Here is a 20,253-nt window from a genome sequence, read left to right as displayed (position 1 = left end):
GCGTAACCACGTAGGGCGCCGAGGCAGGCAAATTGACACCGGCGCCTGAGTAGGGCCGGTCCACTGTGAACAGGGGAAACTCGATGGCAGGCAATGCAGGCACCGACGCGGTCATCCTCGTCGGCGGACAGGGCACGCGGCTGCGTCCGCTCACCCTCTCGGCGCCCAAGCCGATGCTGCCGACGGCCGGGCTGCCGTTCCTGACCCACCTGTTGGCCCGCATCGCCGAGGCCGGGATCACCCACGTCGTGCTCGGCACCTCGTTCAAGGCGGAGGTGTTCGAGGAGCACTTCGGTGACGGTTCGGAGCTGGGGCTCGAGCTGGAGTACGTCACCGAGACCGAGCCGCTCGGCACCGGTGGCGGCATCCGCAACGTGCTGCCCAAGCTGCGCGCCGACAACGTGATGGTGTTCAACGGTGACGTGCTCGGCGGTACCGACCTGGGCGCGATCCTCGACACCCACGAGTCGAGCAACGCCGATGTGACCCTGCACCTGGTCCGGGTGAGCGATCCGCGCGCGTTCGGCTGCGTGCCGACCGACGAGCAGGGCCGGGTCACGGCATTCCTCGAGAAGACCCAGGACCCGCCGACCGACCAGATCAACGCCGGTTGCTATGTGTTCCGCCGCGAGTACATCGAGAAGATCCCCACCGGCCGTCCGGTGTCGGTGGAGCGGGAGGTGTTCCCCGCGCTGCTGGCCGAAGGTGCCCGCGTGCAGGGCCATGTCGACGCCTCCTACTGGCGCGATATGGGTACTCCCGAGGATTTCGTCCGCGGTTCGGCCGACCTGGTGCGCGGCATCGCTCCCTCCCCCGCGCTGCCGGGTCAGCGTGGTGAGTCGCTGGTGCATCCGGGCGCGGGTGTGGCGCCGGGCGCGCTGCTCATCGGCGGCACCGTGGTCGGGCGTGGTGCCGAGATCGGTGCGGGCGCGCGACTCGACGGTGCGGTGATCTTCGACGGCGCGGTTGTCGAGGCGGGCGCGACCGTCGAGCGCTCGATCGTCGGCTTCGGTGCCCGGATCGGTCCTCGGGCGCTGGTGCGTGACGGTGTGATCGGTGACGGCGCCCAGGTCGGCGCCCGCTGTGAACTGCTGCGCGGGGCCAGGGTGTGGCCGGGCGTGGAGATCCCCGACGGCGGCATCCGCTTCTCCACCGACGTGTGACACCGCCGGGTCGTCGACTTCCGGTCGACGGCCCGGCGTGCTCGTTCCTCAGCCGAAGCCGACGGCGTGGTCACCCCAGGCGGTGTGCAGATCGGCGTCGGGGTTGTCGACGACCCGGTCGATGGTGTCGATGAGCAGGGTGGTGCGGTCGGTGGGCCGGTAGTGCGGCCAGTGCTTGGAGCCGTCGAGTGCGGCTGGCACGCCGTGTTCGGCGAAAGCCAACCAGCGGCGCTGCATCCGACCCGAAACCGCCAGCGACACCTTGCGACCGCCGAGCCAGAAGGTTGGGTCGTGGTTGAGTGTGCCGAAATTACCGAAGACATATGGCAATTCGGTGGCGTGTCCCGCGCCGACCCGGGCGGCCTTCAGCATCGGCGTCGCGTAATCGAAGCGGTACTTCCAGGTCGGTGAGTGCTTGGCGTGCCCTTCAGCGACCCAGGCGGCGGGCATGCGGAACGCGGCATCGGTCGACATCGCCAGCGCGCCACGGAGTTTGGTGAGGTCCGGGTAGGCGGAGGTGATCTCGGCGATCCGTTCGGGTGACATCTCCGGGTGGCTGGCGGCCACGTCCTGGAGCATGGCGTTCACCGCGTCGGGGGTCACCGGCATGATCGGGGACTTGAGCACCCGGAACAGCGAGGCCTCGTCCTTGTTGCTGCCGATCAGCAACGGCACCCGGTGGGAAAGCCCCTGCTGGAACCGCTCGATCGGATAGGAGGGCAAAAGGTCTCCGTCGACGACCGGCGCCGCGGCGAGCCGACCGGGCTCCTTGGTCGGCACCTCGTCGAGCAGCACCGCGCCGACCTCGACCAGCTGTTCGACCGACAGTTCGAGCAGCCGATCCGCGTCGCCCACACCGAGTTCCAGCAGTTCGAGGAAGCGTTCGGCGACCACGGCGGCGCGTTCCTGCCCGAACACCGTTGTCGCGGGCGGACTCTGGGCGATGGCCTTGTGGAACAGCCCGGCCGCCGCGGGTGAGGTGAGCAGCGCGGTGACGCATCCCGCACCGGAGGACTCACCGAAGACGGTGACGTTGTCCGGATCGCCGCCGAAAGCGGCGATGTTGTCGCGCACCCAGGCCAGCGCGGCCAGCTGATCGTGGAGGCCGAGGTTCGGGGTGAACTGTTCGCCGAAGCTGGACAGATCGAGGAATCCGAGCACGCCGAGGCGGTAGTTCACACTCACGACCACCACGTCGCCCGCCTCGGCGAGTCTGCGTCCGTTGTAGATCGACTGCGCCGCGGTACCGAGACAGTAGGCACCGCCGTGCAGCCACACCATCACCGGTCGCGGTTCGTCCTCGGCGGGTTGCGGACGGGGTGACCACACATTGAGCCACAGGCAGTCCTCCCCCATGCGCAGATCCGAGTCGACGGGCACCATCGCACCCATCGCCTGCGGCGCGATCTCCCCGAAGACGGCGCAGTCGCGCACGCCGTCCCACGGCTGGGGCGGACGCGGCGGGCGGAACCGGTGGGGTCCGGCGGGGGCAGCGGCGTAGGGGATGCTGCGCCACACGGCGATCGGTCCGTCCCAGATTCCGCTGACCGTGCCGTACGCGGTGTGCGCCAGTGGTTCGGCTTCGTGGGTCCACGTGCCTGGGTCGAGATCGGGCTGAATGCTCATCGCACACCTCCTAGCCTGGCGCGCCCGCACGAGTGCCTGTGCATTTGCTCCCGTGGGCCGCAGCACCTGGTGACTCCTTACGAGAGTACGTCCCACGCCGACTGGCACACCGCCAACGCGCCATTTCCGCAGGTAACGGTTACTCTCCGACACGGATGCCACCTCGTGATCGGGCGGTCCGAGGCTGACCCGTGCCGCCGAAGCCGCGTTCCGTCGAGGTGGTTCCGGCACAGGTCGACGGGGTGCGGGCCGGTCGTATTCCCTCGCATTCCGGTAGCTGCCGGTGTGCTGAACCGTAAGGTGGCGATCGGTTCGGCGCGACCTACACTTGCCGCATGCCGAACTACAGCTTCCGGTGCCGCTCCTGTGGCGACACCTTCGAGGTGAACCGGCCGATGGCGCGGTCCTCGGATCCGGCGTCGTGCCCGGCGGGCCACGACGACACCGTCAAACTGCTCACCACCTTCGCCACCGTCGGGCGCGCGGCACCCGCGCCCGCGCCACAACCCTCGGGTGGCGGCTGCTGCGGTGGGGGCGGCTGCTGCTGATCAGCCGTGCCGGTCGACGTGCCCGAGGTCGCGTCCGGGAGCGATCCGGTCGCGCACCCGCTGCTTGAGCACCGCGATCTCGGGAAAACCGCCGTCGGCCTTGCGTTCCCACAGCTGGTCGCCGTCGAGGGTGATGCGGAAGACGCCGCCCTCCCCCGGCACGAGCGCCACCTCGGTCAGCTCGGTGCCGAAGGTGCTCAGTAGTTCCTGCGCCATCCAGCTCGCCCGCAGCAGCCAGCGGCATTGGGTGCAGTATTCGATCGCGATGCGGGCCACCGGTGCAGTATCCCCGGTTCAGGCCGCGAACACACCGTCGAGGTACACCCAGGCGCCGTCGACGCGGACGAAGGTGCTGACCTCGTGCATGCTGTCGCGCGATCCGTCGAGGCGGTAGTGGGCGACGAACTCGACGGTGCCGTTGTCGTCGAACGGTCCGCCGCGTTCGGTGCGCACGATCTCGAGGAACAGCCAGCGCTGGTCGGGGTCGAGCTCGAGGCCCTTCGGGCGGGTGTCCGGATGCCAGGAACGCAGCAGGTAGCCGGTGTCGCCGACCACGTAGGCGGTGTAGCGCGAGCGCATGAGGGTCTCGGCGGTCGGCGCCGCGCGCTCACCGGTCAGGATCGGACCGCAGCAGGCATCGAACGGTTCGCCGCGTCGGCACGGACATGGTTTCGCGTCACCCATGGGGATCATCCTGCCGGGTGCGGGCGCGCGGGCGATCGCCGAGGTCGCCGGACTCAGCCGAAGGGCTGGTGCGCCAGGGGGACCAGTTCCAGGGCCCGCCACAGTTCGGTGGTCTGGTCGCGCCAGCGGCGCAGGTCGGTCACGCTGGGCGCCATCTCGTAGTCGAGATGGTGGGCGGCACGCGACAGCGCGGCCCAGAGCGCACCGACCTGGCCCGCGGTGTCCGGGCCCGCGTAGACGCGAAGGGCGAGGAGCTGGGCACGCATCGGGCAACGCATGAGTTCCGGTGCGATCTGGGCCCACAATTCGTCCACGGCCTGCTCCAACGCCAACCGTAGAATCCAGGCGACGGCCCGCGACCACACGCCCCCGGCGTCCGAGACCGACCCGTTCAACAGGTCCTCGGCGGCTTCCAAGCGTTCGGCCACGGTGGGACGCGGGGTGAATCTCGCTCGCACCGGTCGGCCGCGGCGGTTCACGACCGCGCCATCGCCGGTTCGTGGGCACGCAGCCAGGCGATGAATCGCTCGGTGTCGCTGATCAATTCACGCATCGGGCGGTCGATCGGGACGTGGGCGCCCGCCGTCGCGTCCCGCAGGACCCCGACGAGCCAGCGGCCACCGACCGCGCTGAGGTGCTTGTTCAGATCGTCGACGCGGGCGCGCGGGCCCATGATGGCCAGGGTGATCATGGCGCGCGTGGTGTGCGCGTTGCGGACGCGGCGTTCCACCTCGGCGTGTGCGAGTCCGGCGGCGAGCAGTTCGTGCCGCGCCTTGGCCAGGCCCGCCGCTTCGATGGCCGAACGGCAGCAGGTGGCGACGAGTTCGTCGGCGATGGCGGGGGGCAATTGCGGTGTGCGCAGCAGGGACCGGGCGTCGTCCAGGTAGCGGCGTACCGGGTCGCCGGTCACCCGCACCTCGACGACGGAGCGTTCGCGGCGCTGCACCTCGAGCACCGTGGCGTCGAGCTGCATGCGGCGCACGGCTTCGGCGAGGCGTTCGTCGTGGGTGAACACGACGACCTGCCGGGTGAGCGCCACCTCGGCGAGGACACGGGCCAGCCCGTCCACCTTGGCGGGATCCATCGCCTGCACCGGATCATCGATCATCACGAAGCGGAACGGGCTGTGCGCCACCGTGGCTCGGGGCAGGAACAGCGACAGCCCGAGCGCGTGCAGCTCGCCCTGACTCATCACGCCGAGGGCGGCGCCGTCCACCTCGTCGACGGTGACGTCGAGCAGAACCCGCCGGGCCGTGCCCGCGCTGCCCTGCAACCGGATCGCCCCGAGCTCCACATTGCTCTGCTGGCGCAGCGTGCTCCACACCCACCGCGCCGTCGTCTCCAGCGGCCGCATCCGTTCGCCCCGGATCGTCGTCGTCGCCGACTTGAGCCAGTCCGCCGCCTTGCGCACGAGCCGTAATTCCCCCGCGTCGGCGGCGACGGCCCGGGCCGGGTCGAGCCAGGCCAGGATGCGCGGCACCAGCGGTGACCACACCGCGTCCAGGCGTTCGAGCTCGACGCGCGCGTCGCGTTGCAGCGCGGCGAGTTCGGCGGCGAGGTCCTGATAGGTGGTCCGGAGGTGGTCGGGCAACTGCTCGTCGTAGTCGGCGGTGGCGAGGGACGCCCACGCCCGCCAGCATCGTCGAACCGCGTCGCGGCGTTCACCCAAGGTCTCGGGTCGGGTCGGCGCGGCGGTTCCCTCGAACTTGGGAGCGCTTGGTCTGTCGTGGGAAGAGCCACTCGCGGTCGATCCGGACCACGGTGCCTCGTCGGACAGCGGCGAGGGAGTCGCCGCTGGCTCGAAAGCCCGTGTCGTCGAACTGATTTGTACGACCGGAGCATCGGCGAATTCCTCGGGTAGCGGCATCGGCAGTGCGCGCGCCGCCGCGAGGGCCGATTCGAATTCCGTTCGAGCGGAGCACAGTGCGTCGAGATCAGCGCTGCGCCTGGTTATCTCGGCATCGGTGGCGGTGAGCCAGTCGTCGCCGAGATCGCCCCGGCCGCACACCGGGCAGGGGCAGGCGCCGACAGCGGTGACGTGTTCGCGTGCGCGGGTGAGCAGTTCGAGGACGCGCAGGTCGGCTTCGGCATCGGTGGTGGCGTGGCGGGCCAGGTCGGCGGCGGCAGCAGCGAGCCGGTCGGCGACGGCCACGACCTCGGCGGGGTCGGGTAGGGACACGCGCAGGACGGCGCGCAGGCCGTCCGGGCCTTCGGCGCCGAGGACCGAGCCCGCCACCTCGGCCGCGATGGCGTCGAGGTCCGGCTCGGATTCACGGAGCAGTTCGGCGACGCGGTCGGCACGATCGTCGTCGACCGCGGTGAGTTCGTCGAGCAGGTCGGCGCGGTCCTGTCTGGACAGTTTCACGGCGCGTTCGAGTTCCAGTTTGCGCAATCGGATCCGCTCGGCGGCCGCGGCGAGCTGGTCGAGGCCGAGCAGGCGGTGCAGGGCGTCGAAGAGGTCACTGGGTTTGCCGTCGACGAGGGCGCCGAGTTCGCTGTAGGACAGGAAGGGGCGATACAGATCGAGGCCTTGCCGTTTGCTCACCGGGTCGATGACGGCGGGCGAGGCGACGCCACGGCGTTCGGTCCACTGCGCCTCGGCCAGTTCGGCACCGGGCGTCCAGTGCGTGGCGACGGTGACCTCACCACCACCGGTGAGCAGCTCCACCTCGATCCGGGCGAGATCGGGTTCGTGCAGATTGCGCCAGCCTTCCCGCCAAGCGCTGGTGCGCCCGTCCCAGCGGCGGTTGCCGCCGGTCAACGCGAATTCGGCGGCTTCGGCGAAGCTGGACTTACCGCTGCCGTTGCGGCCGACGACCAGGCTGAGGCCGGGACCGGGATTCAGGCGAAGGGTGGCGGTGGGCCCGATGCCACGGAATCCGTGCACAGTGACGGCCCGCAGGAAAACGCCCGTGTCACCGGCATCGGCGGTGTCGACGGCATCGTCGACCTCGGTGAGCGCCGCGAGCACGCAATCGGCGACCCGGTCCTCCACAGCCGGGTCGGCGGCGAGCTCGCGCGCGACCACCTCGGTGATGCGGTCCGAGCACACTGGCGACACCCCCTTCGCGCCCCGCGCGCAACTGTGCCCGAAACGCTACCCGATCGCCGGGCGTTCGCCCAGGGGATGCGCTGCGCCCCAGCGAATCTGCCCGCGGGAGTGGAATGGCCATCGTGGCGCCGCGAGGCGGCCCTCGATGTCCACCCCTCGCCCACCCCGGCGGGCAGCTCGATGAGGTGCTCTCACCCGCGCTACGCTGCGTTGAGCGGCCCGGGCGGTCCGGTCGAACCGAACAGGTCAGAATGCCAGAGTTCGCCCCACACAGCAAGAGTTGAGGCGCGAATTTTCCACGGCACCAGTGTTTTCCAGGCGCTTCCTCGTGCACGGGCGAAGTTGTCGGTGGGCTCGGGTAGATATTTCGGCGACAGAGAACGGGGGAACCGATGACCGACACATCCGCGCCGTGGACCGAGGACCAGGTCCGTGCGCTCGCACCCGACGCGAGCTCCGTGGCTGCCGCGCGCAAGCTGGCGAGTCGCTGGCGCGACACCGGCGCCGCGGGGAACGCGGTATGGGGGCTGTGCCAGGGCAGCGGGGCCAAGCCCTACCAGACGATCGTCGATCTCTCCGGCCCCGCGTACAAGTGTTCGTGCCCGAGCCGGAAGTTTCCCTGCAAGCACGCCCTGTCGTTGCTGCTGGCCTGGTCGAGCGGTGCGGTTCCGACCCGGGAGGCGGCCGCCGACTTCGCGGCCGAGTGGCTCGCGGGACGTGCGGCCAAGGCCACCGCCGCGCCGAAGGCCAAGTCGGCGCCGTCGGCCGCGGCGGTCGAGCAGCGGCGTGGCCGGGTGGCGGCGGGGCTGGCGGAGCTGCATGTCTGGCTCACCGACCAGGTGCGCACCGGCCTGGCCCAGACCGACCGCTCCTTCGCCGCCTACGAGGCCGTCGCGGCGCGGATGGTCGATGCCCAGGCGCCCCGGATCGCGGAAGCGCTGCGCAGGCTGCCCTCGGCGGTGGCCACCACCGAACACTGGCCCGAGTTGCTGTTGCGCGAGTACGCGCGGCTGCATCTGCTGGTCCTGGCCCACCGCACGCTCGACGCGTTGCCCGAACCGCTACAGGCAGGCATCCGATCCCACATCGGGTACCCGGTGCAGGCCGAGACGGTGCTCGCCGAACCCGCGGTACGGGACCGCTGGCAGGTGCTCGGTATGCGGGTGAGCGAGGAGGAGCGGCTGCACGCCCGCCGCACCTGGCTGCGTGGTCGCAGCAGTGGCCGGTGGGCGCTGCTGATCGAACACTCCTTCGGGACACCGAATTTCACCGGTGAGGTGCCCGCGCCCGGCAACGAAGTCGACGCGGACCTGCACTACTACCCCGGCCCCGTACCACTGCGGGTGCAATGGGGTGCGCGCCACGGTGCGCCGGAACCGTTCACCACCGTCCCCGCCACCGGCACCGCGATCACCGATGTGCTCGACGCCTACGCCGCCGCCCTCGGCGCGGATCCCCTGGTGCGTTCGGTCCCCGCCTTGCTCACCGAGGTGGTTCCCGCCGTCGACGAGCACGGCTGGCACCTCGTCGACGCCGAGGGCACCGCGTTGCCGCTGCCCGCCGGTGTCCGGCCGTGGCGGTTGCTCGCGGTCTCGGGTGGTCATCCGGTGACGGTGGCCGGGCAGTGGTCGGCCGAGGGCTTGGATCCGGTGTCGGTGTTCAGCGCGGGTGAGACGCACGACCTCGACACCGACTTCCCCACCGATACCGCCGCGAGTCCCGAACTCGCCGAGCTGGTTTCGGTCGCCCTGCTCGGTACCGCACGTCGCGGACTCGACGGTGTGCACCTCGATTCCGCCGTCGCGGACGCGGTGCCGCAGCGCGGCGGTGACCCCGCGACCAAGCTGCTGGAGACCGCCGCGTTGCAGGACCTGTATCTGCGGGGCGGGCGAGTGCCCGGTACGGCGCCGAAACCCGAGCCGGCCGTGGACGATCCGCGTCCGCTGTTGCCACGCCGTTCGGCCGACCGGCTCAGCCGCCTGCTCACAGAGAAGTCGGCGTTCCTCCCTGAATGGTTCGCCGCCGCCGAGCCGTTCGACTACCGCTTGCCCGATGTGCTGTGCGTCCAGGCGTTGTCGGCGGCGTCGGACCCCGCGCTGCGCGCTCCGTTGTTGCGGTTGGCCGGGCGGCGTGGACGGTGGCTGGCGGCACGCAATCCGGCCTGGTCGAAGCTGGTCGACGAGTTCCCGGTCGACCATACCTCGTCCGGCAAGGACCCTGCGGTGGCGGGTGCGCACGCGACCACGGATCCAGCCGCGGACCGAGCGGGCTCCGCCGAAAGCCCGGCCGCACAGGACATATGGCTGTTCGGCACGCCCGGTGAACGCAGGGACTGGCTCGCGAACCTGCGGCGGGTCGACCCGGCACGCGGGCTCGAGGCATTGACCACCGCTTGGCCCAAGGAATCGGGGCCGATCAAAGCCGAACTCCTCGGCCTGCTCGCCATCGGAGCGCACGCCGCCGACGAAGCGCTGCTCGAACGGGCGCTCGACGACCGGCGCGGCGATGTGCGGCGAACAGCCACCGGTCTGCTCGCCCGGCTGCCCGATTCCGCGTACGGCGCCAGGATGACCGCGCTGCTCACCGCGTGGCTCCGGATCGGGTCCGACGGCGGACTCGAGGTGCGGGTCCCCGCCGACGTGGGCGCCGAGGCCCGCCGCGACGGCATCACCGACGGCACCGACCAGCCGAAACTGCGCTGGGACAACTCCGACGCCTCGGTGCAGACGCTGCACCAGGTGGTGGCCGCCGCCCCGCTGTCGGCCTGGACGCGGATCCTGCGCACCACCCCCGAGAACACCGCGGCGACCGCGCTCGCTCTGTCGCTGCCCGTGCGCTACGCCAAAGCGATCGTCGACGGCTGGGTCGACGCCGCCCTGGCCGCCCGCGACACCACCTGGGCGCGAGAACTTTTCGCCCGGGCGACGCCGACCGAACAGGCGGTGCTGCGCCGCCGCGAACTGTTCACCCTGCTCGATCCCGCCGACCGCGTGGAGCACGTGCTCGACCTGGACGCGCATCAGCTCACCGAACTGCACGCGATCCTGCCCGGCCTCGATCATCCGTGGCCGGACCGGGTCGCCGCCCACGTGCTGCGGCTGCTCGGCGAGCGCGCCAGGACCACCTCCCGCCAACCGCATTCCGGCGCGGGTGTCTACACCGATCGCGCCCTGCTCACCGCGGCGGGCGTCCACCTGCCCGTCGACCTGGCCGCCCGCGTCACCGCGCTGGCCGAGGCCACCGACGATCCCGCCTGGCATCAGGCCTTCCGCACACTCGCCACCGATCTCACCGAACGCGCCACCATGCTCGAGGAGCTGTCATGACCACGACCGAATCCGCAACCACCCTGCTGCGTCCGCACGCCGAGCAGGCCTTCGCCGACGAACTGGCCGCGCTGGCGCGCGTCGACGACCGGCCGCGCCCGCCGTCGTGGCAGTTGTCGCCGTGGGCGGTGGTGACCTATGTGCTCGGCGGCACGCTCGCCGACGGCACGGTCATCACGCCCAAGTACGTCGGGCCGCGCAGGCTGATGGAGGTGGCCGTGGCGACCCTGGCGACCGATCGCGCGCTGCTGCTGCTCGGCGTACCGGGTACGGCGAAGACCTGGGTGTCGGAGCATCTTTCGGCCGCCATCAGCGGCGAATCGACGCTGCTCGTGCAAGGCACCTCAGGAACCGCGGAGGAAGCCATCCGCTACGGCTGGAACTACGCGCGGCTGCTCGCCGAGGGGCCGAGCGATGCGGCGCTGGTGGCGTCACCGGTGATGACGGCCATGCGCACCGGCGCGATCGCCCGGATCGAGGAGCTCACCCGTATCCCCTCCGATGTGCAGGACGCGCTCATCACCGTCCTGTCCGAGAAGACGCTTCCGGTTCCCGAGCTCGGGGCGGAAGTGCAAGCGGCCAAGGGTTTCAATGTGATCGCCACGGCCAATGACCGCGACCGAGGTGTCAACGATCTGTCTTCGGCGCTGCGTCGCCGCTTCAACACCGTGGTGCTGCCGTTGCCCGCCGACGAGGATTCCGAGGTGGCGATCGTCAGCCGCCGGGTCGAACAGCTCGGCGCCGCACTGGAATTGCCGACGGTTCCGGCCGCCGCCGAGGAGGTGCGGCGAGTGGTCCGGGTGTTCCGTGAGCTGCGCTCGGGCATCACCGTCGACGGGCGGACCAAACTGAAGTCGCCCTCGGGCACGCTGTCCACCGCCGAGGCGATCTCGGTGATCACCAACGGACTCGCCCTGTCCGCCCACTTCGGTGACGGAGTGCTGCGTGCCTCCGACATCGCGGGCGCCGTGCTCGGTTCGGTGATCAAGGACCCGGTCGCCGACGCGGTGATCTGGACCGAATACCTCGAGGCCGTCGTTCGCGAACGCCCCGACTGGGCCGATTTCTACCGCGCCTGCCGCGACATCGCCAGCTGATCCCGGGGCGACGGGGCGGACGGATCACACAGCACACATGGGGTTTTCGATGAGCGAACACACAGGCGGGACCAGGCCGGACCCGGCCCGCGACGAGCCGACTGCCGACGAACCGGTGACCCGGGTATTCGGTATCCGGCATCACGGGCCGGGATCGGCACGGTCGTTGGCGCAGGCACTCGCGGAGTTCCGGCCGGACACGATCCTCATCGAGGGGCCCGCCGACGCCGATCCGCTGGTCGGTTTCGTTGCCGCCGACACGATGAGCCCACCGGTCGCCCTGCTGGCCTACGTCCCGGATTCCCCCGCCCGGGCCGCCTTCTGGCCCTTCGCGGTGTTCTCCCCGGAGTGGCAGGCCATGCGATACGGCGTCGACAACGGTGTCCCGGTCCGCTTCTGCGACCTGCCCGCCACCACCGTCCTCGCCATCGAGGACGACACCCGCGCCGACCGCACCGACCCTTTGGCCGCCCTCGCCTCGGCCGCCGGTTTCGACGACGCCGAACGCTGGTGGGACGCCGTGGTCGAATCGGTCCCCGATACCGCCGCCTTCGACGCCATCACCGAGGCGATGGCGGCACTGCGCGAAGACGCGCCGTCCGGCACAGCACCGACCGCGCCGGACGGTGAGAAATCCGAACCAGGCCCGAATGCCCGCAATCCCCGTGCGGGCCTCGATCTGGATGTGCCACCCGATTCCAACGGCCGCGCCACACAACCAGACCGCGACACACTCGTCGCTGGTTCGGACGAGTCCACGACACATACGGAGGCGAGCGATCCCACGATCGAACCGCTGACGTCGACCGACTCGGCCGCGCCTGCCGATCCGGCACCTCGGGCTGAATCGCCCGACGATGCCGGTCTGGCCCAGTTGCTCCCCGAAGCGGCGGGGGCCGGACCGCTGGTCGTCGACGAGCACACGCTGCGGCGGGAGGCGTACATGCGCCAGACGATCCGCCAAGCGCTCAAGGGTGGGGCGCGACGGGTCGCGGTGGTGTGCGGTGCGTGGCACGCGCCCGCGCTGGCGGGACCGCTGGGACCGGCCGCGCCGGATACCCGTCTGTTGAAGGGACTTCCGAAGACGAAAGCGTCGCTGACCTGGGTGCCGTGGACCCACTCGCGGCTCGCCTCGGGGTCGGGGTACGGCGCGGGGGTCACCTCACCCGGCTGGTATCACCACTTGTTCACCGAGACCGAGCGGCCGGTGGCGCGGTGGTTGACGAAGGTGGCTGGCGTGCTGCGCGAGCACGATCTCCCGGTGTCGAGCGCCCACATCATCGAATCCGTCCGTCTGGCCGACACACTCGCGGCGCTGCGGGGGCGGCCGCTGGCCGGGTTGTCGGAGGTCACCGAGGCCGTGCGGTCGGTGATGTGCGGCGGGGACGAGACCATGCTGCGGTTGGTCGTCGACGAGCTCGTCGTCGGCGAAACGCTCGGTGCCGTGCCGGAGAACACGCCGACCGTTCCGCTGGCCGCCGACCTGCGGGCGCGCATCAAGACCCTGCGGCTCGAGCAGGAAGCCCTCATTCGCACGGTCGATCTCGATCTGCGCAAGGAACGCGATGTCGAACGCTCGCACCTGCTGCACCGACTGCGGTTGCTCGGCATCGAGTGGGGCACCCCGACCGTGGGCGAGGTGCGCAGCACCGGCACCTTCCGGGAAACCTGGTCGCTGCGGTGGGAACCGGAGTTCGAGGTGCGCATCGTCGAGGCCGCCGTGTGGGGCACCACGCTGCGGACCGCGGCGGAAGCCAAGATCCTCGACACCGCGAGCCGCGAGGGCGTGTCGGTCACCGAACTCGCCGACGCCCTCGAACTGGCGTTGCTCGCCGACCTCGGTGGCGCCACCGACGGCCTGATCGCCCGCCTGGAGGCGGCTGCCGCCCTGGACCACGACGTCACCCACCTGCTCGGCGCCCTGCCCGGCCTGACCCGCACGCTGCGCTACGGCGACGTGCGAGGCACCGACACCAAGGCACTCGAGCACGTGGCCGACGGTCTGCTCGTGCGCATCTGTGCCGGTCTGCCGGGTGCGGTGACCGGTCTGGACACCGACGCCGCCGAGGCGCTGCGCCGCCAGATCGACGCCGCCCACACGGCCATCAGCACCCGCGACGACACCCGCTCGACCACCGAGTGGCTGGCCACCCTGCACCGGATCGCCGACCGCGACGACGTGCACGGCGCCATCGGCGGCCGTGCCGTTCGACTCCTGTGCGACGCCGAACGCATCGATGACGCCGACTCGGCGCGCAGGCTCTCGGCAGCGCTCTCGGTCGGCAACACCCCCGCCGCCAAGGCCGCCTGGATCGACGGCTTCCTCGGCGGCCGAGGTCTCCTGCTGGTCCACGACCGAGACCTGTTGCGCCGCATCGACGACTGGCTGCGCGATCTCCCCGAAGACCAGTTCGTCGCCACCCTGCCCCTACTCCGTCGAACCTTCGGTTCCTTCGAATCGGGCGAACGCCGCGCCATCGGCCAAGCCCTACGCGATACCGGCCCCGCCCCGGCCGCGGCTACGAACGCCACGACCATCGACCCGACGCGCGGACAGCTGGCCCTGCGCGCCGCCGCCACCATTCTCGGCGCCGCCGGATGAGTACCTACCCCGGCCCGCCGTCCCCGGACCGGGCGAACATCCCGGGTCCGCGAGTCCGCACGTCCGACGATCATCAGGAGCGTCACCATGACCGGTAACGACGAAACCCACGCTCGCCGTTGGCGTCTCGTACTCGGCTCCGCCGCCGAAGAACAACTCGGCGGGCTGGGATCGGGGGCGGATCAGGCCATGGACCAGGCGCTCAGCGCCCTGTACAACACCGGCGAGGCGGGCACCTCGGCGAAAAGGTCCGGCGGGCTCGGTGGCTCGGCGCCCCGGGTGGCGCGGTGGCTCGGCGACATCCGCACCTACTTCCCCGCCACCGTGGTCGAGGTGATGCAGCGCGACGCGGTGCAACGGCTCAACCTCACGCAGCTGCTGCTGGAGCCGGAGCTGCTGGAATCGGTGGAACCCGATGTGCACCTGGTCGGTACGCTGCTCGGTCTCAATCGGGTGATGCCCGAGACCACCAAGGCGACCGCCCGGATGGTGGTGGAGAAGGTGGTGCGCGAGATCGAGCAGCGCATCGCGGCCAAGACGGTCGCGGCCGTGTCGGGCGCGGTCAACCGGGCCGCGCGTACCCACCGCCCGAAGCTGCGCGATATCGATTTCGACCGGACCATCCGCAAGAATCTGGCCAACTACCTGCCCGAACACCGCACCGTCGTGCCCGAGCGACTCGTCGGTTACGGCCGCAAGTCGCAGGCGATCCAGCGCGATGTGGTGCTCGCGATCGACCAATCCGGCTCGATGGCGGCCAGCGTGGTCTACGCCTCGGTGTTCGGCGCGGTGCTGGCCTCGATGCGGTCGTTGAAGACCTCGCTGGTGGTGTTCGACACCGAGGTCGTCGATCTCACCGAACAGCTCAGCGACCCGGTCGACGTGTTGTTCGGCACCCAACTCGGCGGCGGCACCGACATCAACCGCGCCATCGCCTACTCCCAATCGCTCATCACCCGACCCACCGACAGCCTGTTCGTGCTCATCTCCGACCTCTACGAGGGCGGGGTGCGCGAGGAGATGCTGCGCCGGTGCAACGCGATGAAGGAGGCAGGCGTCCAGGTGGTCGTGCTGCTCGCGCTCTCCGACGAGGGTGCCCCCGCCTACGATCACGACAACGCGGCGGCACTGGCGGCCCTGGGAATCCCGGCTTTCGCCTGTACACCGGACAAATTCCCCGACCTGCTCGCCACCGCGCTCGACCGCGGCGACATCACCCGATGGGCACACACCCACGCCCCGGCGGTGTGACAACGACTCGGCGAGCGACCGCGCCGATTAGGCTGCCAACGATCGGATTCGGTGAACGGGGTGAGCGATGGTGCGGCGCGGGGCGGTTTTCGCCGGTTTCGTCATCGAACGAGAACTGGGACGCGGCGGGATGGGCGCGGTGTACGCGGCGAAGGACCGCAGGCTGCCACGCCTCACCGCGCTCAAGCTCATGCACCGGGAGCTGTTCGCCGACACCGAGATCCGGACCAGGTTCGAGCGGGAAGCCGATGTGATCGCCCAGCTCGACCATCCGAACATCATCACCGTCTACGACCGTGGGGTCGAGGACGAACGGTGCTGGATCGCCATGCAGTTCGTCGACGGTGTGGACGCGGCGGCGATCCCGGCGGCGGAGTTCGGGACCGAGCGCATCGCCCAGATCGTCACCCAGACCGCTGGCGCGCTGGACTACGCGCACCGCCAGGGTGTGCTGCACCGCGATGTGAAGCCCGCCAACATCCTGCTCTCGCGCACGGCGGGTGTCGGCGCGGGTTTCGACGAACGGGTGGTACTCACCGACTTCGGCATCGCCAAACTCCTCGACGACTCCGTCGGCCTGACCCGCACCGGCCAGTTCACCGCAACCATCGCCTACGCCTCCCCTGAGCAGCTCAGCAGCGAACCCCTCGACGGTCGCGGCGACCAGTACTCCTTGGCCTGCACTGTTTTCCGCTTGCTCACCGGCAGCGGCCCCTACGACGCGCCCAATCCGGCCACCGTCATGCTCGGCCACCTCAACGCTGCGCCACCGTCGGCGAGCACGCGGCGCGCCAGCCTCCCCACCGCCGTCGACGCGGTCCTCGCCAAGGCCCTCGCGAAGAATCCGGCGCACCGCTTCCCCACCTGCACGGCCTTCGCCGCCGCCCTCACCGACGCACTGCGCCGACCCCCGCGCACCGGTCGACAACCGGCCACGCCACGTCCGCACACCGGCGATCACCGCCTGCCGCCGCACCACCGCGGCGATCCCACCGCCGTCGGCAGACCCGTCGACGACGGCACAGCCGCCGACACGGAAACGTCCGCACCCACCGGCAACCCCGCCGTGTCGGCGGGTATCCCGGTGATCCGCACCGGCGAGCCGCGAACGCGCGGCGCGCACGCGCTCGCCTCGCCCGACGCACGAAAAGCACACTCCGACACCGGGAAACCGCACGGTGCGGTCGAATGGCTGAACGCGGTACACGGCTGCCTGCTCGGTGGTGCGATCGGCGACGCACTCGGCGCACCGGTCGAGACTCTGTCCCTGCGTCGGATCCGCGACGAGTACGGGTATCTCGGGGTGACCGACGAGGCCGACCAGCTGCGCATCTCCGAGGAAACTCAGCTGACCGCCTTCACCGTCGAGGCGCTCATCCGGGGTTCGGTGCGGGCGCGGGCCAAGGGCATCGGCGGCGCGACGCTCGGTCTGCTGCAGCAGGGGATGCTCGTGTGGTTGCGTGGACAGGTGGGTGAATTGCCCGAGCAACCGACCGCCCTGCACAGCTCCCTGGCGGGCCATCGCGAGCTGATCGAGCAGCGCGGCGTCGCGAACTCGGTGTACACCTCGTTGCGCGCGGTGGCCGAACGCCGGGAGCCAACGAACCCGCTCGGCACCCGCGACCGGCCGATCAACCATTCCAAAGGCAGTGGCGCGCTGATGCGGTCGGCGCCCTGCGGATTCGGCTACGCCGCCGACCGTTCCGGGGCCGCGCTCACCGCCATCTTCGAATTGGGTTGCGACACCGCCGCGCTCACCCACGGTCACCCCAGCGGGTGGCTGCCTGCGGGCGTGCTCGCCACGCTGATCTATCAGCTGAGCCGGGGCGTCGCGTCCAGAACCGCACTGGACCAGGCGCTGGCCGAACTCGCGACCTACCCGCACCACGCGGAGACGACGGCCGCCCTCGAAGCGGCGATCGCGCTGGCCACCCGCACGGCTCGCGCCGCGCGCGTGCCCCGCCCCGAAGACCTCGAGACCCTCGGCGCGGGCTGGATCGGCCCCGAAGCGCTGGCGATCGCCGTCTACGCCATGCTGGCGGCGGAAACCGTCGGTGGGCCCGGCCACGTCATCGTCCGCACCGGACTGCTGTTGTCGGTGAACCACTCCGGTGACAGCGACGCCACCGGCTCGATCGCGGGAAGCCTGCTCGGCGCCCGCTACGGCCGCGGCGCCCTGCCCCACCGCTGGGCGCGCACCGTCGACGCGCGCCCGGTCCTCGAACGCCTGGCCACCGACTACTGCACCGAATTCGGGCTCACCCCACCGAGGGACGAGCACGGCGGACCCACCGACGACTGGTTCGACCGGTACCCCGCCTGACCCGAAAACCGTCGGGCCCCGGAATCCACTCCCGGGGCCCGACGGGTTCGTCGCTCTTACAGGTCCGCGATAGCCGCCAACGGTGGCGTCCGCGCGGCCCGCACACCCGGCCACACCGCCGCCAGCACACCGACCACCCCGGAGGCGATCAGCATCACCACCAGCTGCGACCACGGGATATCGATCTGGTCGATACCCATGTCACGCAGGGTGCGCAGGAAGCCGACACCGAGGGCGATACCGAGGATCAGCCCCACGATGGCACCGAAGATCGCGATCAACATGGATTCCAGGTAGATCGTTCGGCGAACCTGCGAACGCTGAGTGCCGACAGCGCGCAGCATGCCGATCTCCCGGCGACGCTCCACCACCGACAGCGCGAGGGTGTTGATGATGCCGAGCACCGCGATCACCACCGCCAGCGCGAGCAGGCCGTAGAGAATGGCGAGCAGCGTGTTGATCTGCTGGCCCTGAGCGCCCTTGAACTGTTCGTGGTCCTGCACCTGCACCACCGCGAACGGTTCGGTGGCCTTCTCCAGATTCGTCCGCATGGCGGCGACATCGGCGCCCGGCTGCGCCTTCACCAGCACGATCGCGTTCGTCCGCAACTTCTGCGGCATCAGCTGTTCGTAGAGTCGCGGGTCGACGACCATCGTCCCGAGCAGCGGCGAGTCGGCGTAGATGCCGCCGACGGTCAACTCGAGCCGCGCGTTGTCGAGGCTGGTGATGGTCACCTTCTCCCCGAGTTCCCAGCCGCGGTCGGCCGCTTCGGTCTCGCCGACGAGCATGCCCCGTTCGCCGATGACGCTCGAGCCTTCGCGCATCTCGATATCCATCACCGGGTCGATCGGTCCCTCAAGGGTGGTTCCACCGACCCGTTCCTCACCGAGCCGGAACCCGACGATGCGAATCCCGGTGACCTCCTCGACCTGCGGAACCTGCTGGCGCACCGCGTCGACCGCACCGATCGCCACACCGAGCATCGGCGGACCGGCCAGCACGTACTCGGCCTTCACACCCTTGTCGATGAGCACGGCCACGCTGGTCTTCGCGGACGCGCCGAGAATGCCGATGGCCGAGACCAGCATCAGACCGAGCGTGAGCGCGAAGGCGGTGGCGGCGGTGCGACGCGGATTGCGGACCGCGTTGTTGCGTGCCATCCGCCCCATCGGCCCGAACGGCCGGGTGAGCACACCGAGCACCATCACCATCGGCCGCGACAGCGCGGGCGCGGCCAGCAGCACCGCCAGGATGAGGCCGAGCGCACCGACGCCGACGGTGATCGCCGCGCTCTTGCCCGTGCCCTGGGCGCCGAGATACACCAGCACACCACCCGCCACGGCGAGCACCGCGCCGAGGACCGTACGCAGTCGCAAGGATTCACCGGCACTGGCGAATTCGGAGCGCATCGCCTCCACCGGCGGCACCTTCGCGGCGCGGCGGGCCGGTGCGTAGGCACTGGCCACGGTCACCAGCAAGCCGACGAGCAGCGCGACGACCGCGGTACGCGGCAGCACCGTGAGCGACCCCGTCGGCAAACCGACATCGAACGCGTTGAGCAACGCCGACAACCCGAACGCCAGCGCGATGCCCGCGCCGAGACCGATCGCACTGCCGATCAACCCGATCACCACCGCCTCGCCGACCACCGAACGGCCGACCTGCTGACGGCTCGCCCCGATCGCGCGCAGCAACGCGAGCTCACGCAACCGCTGCGCCACGATCATCGAGAAGGTGTTGTAGATGATGAACGTGCCGACGATCAGGGCGATCGCCCCGAAGGCGAGCAGGAAGTAGTTGATGAAGGTGAGGGCCTCCGAGATCTCCTTCTTCATGTCCTCACGGACCTCGTCGGAGTTCTGCACCTTCAGGTTCGGCAGGCCGGTGGCAAGCCGGTCGCGCAGGTCGTCGGCCGCGACCCCCGGTGCGGCCCGGATATCGGCGTAGGCCACGTAGTTGCCGTCGGTGAACAGCTTGCGGCCCTGCTGGTCGGTGAACAGCACCGCGATCACCCCGCCGCCCTCGGCGCCCGGCATCTCGTAGATGCCGGTGAGGGTCACCTCGAACGGGTCGCCCTTGGAGGGGACGAGCACCTTGGTCTTGTCACCGACCTTCAGCCCGGCCTTCTCGGCACCACCGACATTGAGCGCGATCTCGCCCGGCTGCGCGGGCGGCACACCCGCCACGAACTTGTCGGGCGTCTCGACAGCCTGTTCCGGCGGCAGGTACGACAGGCCGAAACTCGGCGCACCCCCGGTCTGAACGGCTTTCTTGCCGTCGGGCTGCAGCAGCACGATCGGGCCGTTCACGGCGGGCGCGACACGCTCGACGCCCTCGGCCTTGGCCAATGCGGCGACGATATTGGTCGGCACACCGAGCGACTGCTGGTCCTTCGGTCCCACCCGCACGTCGACACCCTCGGCCTGACCGGCGAAGATCCCGTCGAAGGTGCGCTGCAAGGTGTCGGTGAACACGAACGACCCGGAGATGAACGCGGTGCCGAGCACCACCGACAACACCGTCAGGGCCAACCGCACCTTGTGCGCGGCGAGATTACGCAAGGCGACCCTGCGCATCGGCC

The 20,253-nt window shown here is 70.4% G+C and carries 13 protein-coding genes; 7 read left to right on the top strand and 6 right to left on the bottom strand.

Features of this window, described 5'->3' with window-relative positions:
• Positions 1-83 precede the first annotated feature (83 nt).
• A complete protein-coding gene (manB, locus tag NC7_RS18675; protein ID WP_067984877.1) occupies positions 84-1,163 on the top strand; it encodes a mannose-1-phosphate guanylyltransferase in 1,080 nt (359 codons plus the stop codon).
• A 48-nt stretch (positions 1,164-1,211) separates the two neighbouring features.
• Here manB and NC7_RS18670 read toward each other — a convergent pair whose 3' ends face one another.
• Complete coding sequence (locus tag NC7_RS18670; protein WP_067984875.1) at positions 1,212-2,789, bottom strand: carboxylesterase/lipase family protein; 1,578 nt, start codon at positions 2,787-2,789, stop codon at positions 1,212-1,214.
• Between the two features lie 335 nt (positions 2,790-3,124).
• Between NC7_RS18670 and NC7_RS18665 the strand changes: the two genes are divergently transcribed.
• Complete coding sequence (locus NC7_RS18665; protein WP_067984872.1) at positions 3,125-3,337, top strand: FmdB family zinc ribbon protein; 213 nt, start codon at positions 3,125-3,127, stop codon at positions 3,335-3,337.
• On the opposite strand, the gene NC7_RS18660 is transcribed toward NC7_RS18665, so the two are convergent.
• The 4 genes from NC7_RS18660 to NC7_RS18645 are packed head-to-tail and all read right to left on the bottom strand — an operon-like array spanning position 3,338 to position 7,073.
• A complete protein-coding gene (locus tag NC7_RS18660; RefSeq protein ID WP_067984870.1) occupies positions 3,338-3,613 on the bottom strand; it encodes an Rdx family protein in 276 nt (91 codons plus the stop codon).
• Between the two features lie 18 nt (positions 3,614-3,631).
• Entirely contained in the window at positions 3,632-4,030 is a 399-nt protein-coding gene (locus NC7_RS18655) for a YchJ family protein (protein WP_067984868.1), read from the bottom strand.
• 44 nt (positions 4,031-4,074) lie between these two features.
• The gene (locus tag NC7_RS18650; RefSeq protein ID WP_236573480.1) at positions 4,075-4,479 is read right to left on the bottom strand and encodes a hypothetical protein; all 405 of its coding nucleotides are present in this window, start codon (positions 4,477-4,479) and stop codon (positions 4,075-4,077) included.
• A 17-nt stretch (positions 4,480-4,496) separates the two neighbouring features.
• Positions 4,497-7,073 carry an AAA family ATPase gene (locus NC7_RS18645; protein WP_067984865.1) on the bottom strand — a complete coding sequence of 859 codons (2,577 nt, stop codon included), beginning with the start codon at positions 7,071-7,073 and terminating at the stop codon, positions 4,497-4,499.
• Between the two features lie 392 nt (positions 7,074-7,465).
• Between NC7_RS18645 and NC7_RS18640 the strand changes: the two genes are divergently transcribed.
• From NC7_RS18640 to NC7_RS18620, 5 genes are all read left to right on the top strand, one after another.
• A complete protein-coding gene (locus NC7_RS18640; protein WP_067984863.1) occupies positions 7,466-10,399 on the top strand; it encodes an SWIM zinc finger family protein in 2,934 nt (977 codons plus the stop codon).
• A complete protein-coding gene (locus tag NC7_RS18635; RefSeq protein ID WP_067984861.1) occupies positions 10,396-11,496 on the top strand; it encodes an ATP-binding protein in 1,101 nt (366 codons plus the stop codon). The genes NC7_RS18640 and NC7_RS18635 overlap by 4 nt, the downstream gene beginning before the upstream one ends.
• Before the next feature lie 49 nt (positions 11,497-11,545).
• Complete coding sequence (locus tag NC7_RS18630) at positions 11,546-14,098, top strand: DUF5682 family protein (RefSeq protein ID WP_067984859.1); 2,553 nt, start codon at positions 11,546-11,548, stop codon at positions 14,096-14,098.
• Positions 14,099-14,185: 87 nt separating this feature from the next.
• Positions 14,186-15,349 carry a VWA domain-containing protein gene (locus NC7_RS18625; RefSeq protein WP_067984857.1) on the top strand — a complete coding sequence of 388 codons (1,164 nt, stop codon included), beginning with the start codon at positions 14,186-14,188 and terminating at the stop codon, positions 15,347-15,349.
• A gap of 67 nt (positions 15,350-15,416) precedes the next feature.
• Entirely contained in the window at positions 15,417-17,672 is a 2,256-nt protein-coding gene (locus tag NC7_RS18620) for an ADP-ribosylglycohydrolase family protein (protein ID WP_067984855.1), read from the top strand.
• A gap of 56 nt (positions 17,673-17,728) precedes the next feature.
• Here NC7_RS18620 and NC7_RS18615 read toward each other — a convergent pair whose 3' ends face one another.
• On the bottom strand, positions 17,729-20,248 hold the full coding sequence (locus NC7_RS18615; protein ID WP_067984853.1) for an ABC transporter permease: 2,520 nt from the start codon (positions 20,246-20,248) through the stop codon (positions 17,729-17,731).
• Positions 20,249-20,253: the final 5 nt, after the last annotated feature.

The organism is Nocardia caishijiensis NBRC 108228 (genome assembly GCF_001612825.1).
GTDB classification, from domain to species: domain Bacteria; phylum Actinomycetota; class Actinomycetes; order Mycobacteriales; family Mycobacteriaceae; genus Nocardia; species Nocardia caishijiensis.
This window is presented reverse-complemented; position numbering and strand designations above follow the sequence as displayed.

Excerpts from the sequence above, each read along its gene's own strand:
- manB (WP_067984877.1), top strand. The coding sequence starts at position 84 with ATGGCAGGCAATGCAGGCACCGACGCGGTCATCCTCGTCGGCGGACAG.
- NC7_RS18670 (WP_067984875.1), bottom strand. The coding sequence starts at position 2,789 with ATGAGCATTCAGCCCGATCTCGACCCAGGCACGTGGACCCACGAAGCC.
- NC7_RS18665 (WP_067984872.1), top strand. The coding sequence starts at position 3,125 with ATGCCGAACTACAGCTTCCGGTGCCGCTCCTGTGGCGACACCTTCGAG.
- NC7_RS18655 (WP_067984868.1), bottom strand. The coding sequence starts at position 4,030 with ATGATCCCCATGGGTGACGCGAAACCATGTCCGTGCCGACGCGGCGAA.
- NC7_RS18640 (WP_067984863.1), top strand. The coding sequence starts at position 7,466 with ATGACCGACACATCCGCGCCGTGGACCGAGGACCAGGTCCGTGCGCTC.
- NC7_RS18635 (WP_067984861.1), top strand. The coding sequence starts at position 10,396 with ATGACCACGACCGAATCCGCAACCACCCTGCTGCGTCCGCACGCCGAG.
- NC7_RS18630 (WP_067984859.1), top strand. The coding sequence starts at position 11,546 with ATGAGCGAACACACAGGCGGGACCAGGCCGGACCCGGCCCGCGACGAG.
- NC7_RS18625 (WP_067984857.1), top strand. The coding sequence starts at position 14,186 with ATGACCGGTAACGACGAAACCCACGCTCGCCGTTGGCGTCTCGTACTC.
- NC7_RS18620 (WP_067984855.1), top strand. The coding sequence starts at position 15,417 with ATGGTGCGGCGCGGGGCGGTTTTCGCCGGTTTCGTCATCGAACGAGAA.
- NC7_RS18615 (WP_067984853.1), bottom strand. The coding sequence starts at position 20,248 with ATGCGCAGGGTCGCCTTGCGTAATCTCGCCGCGCACAAGGTGCGGTTG.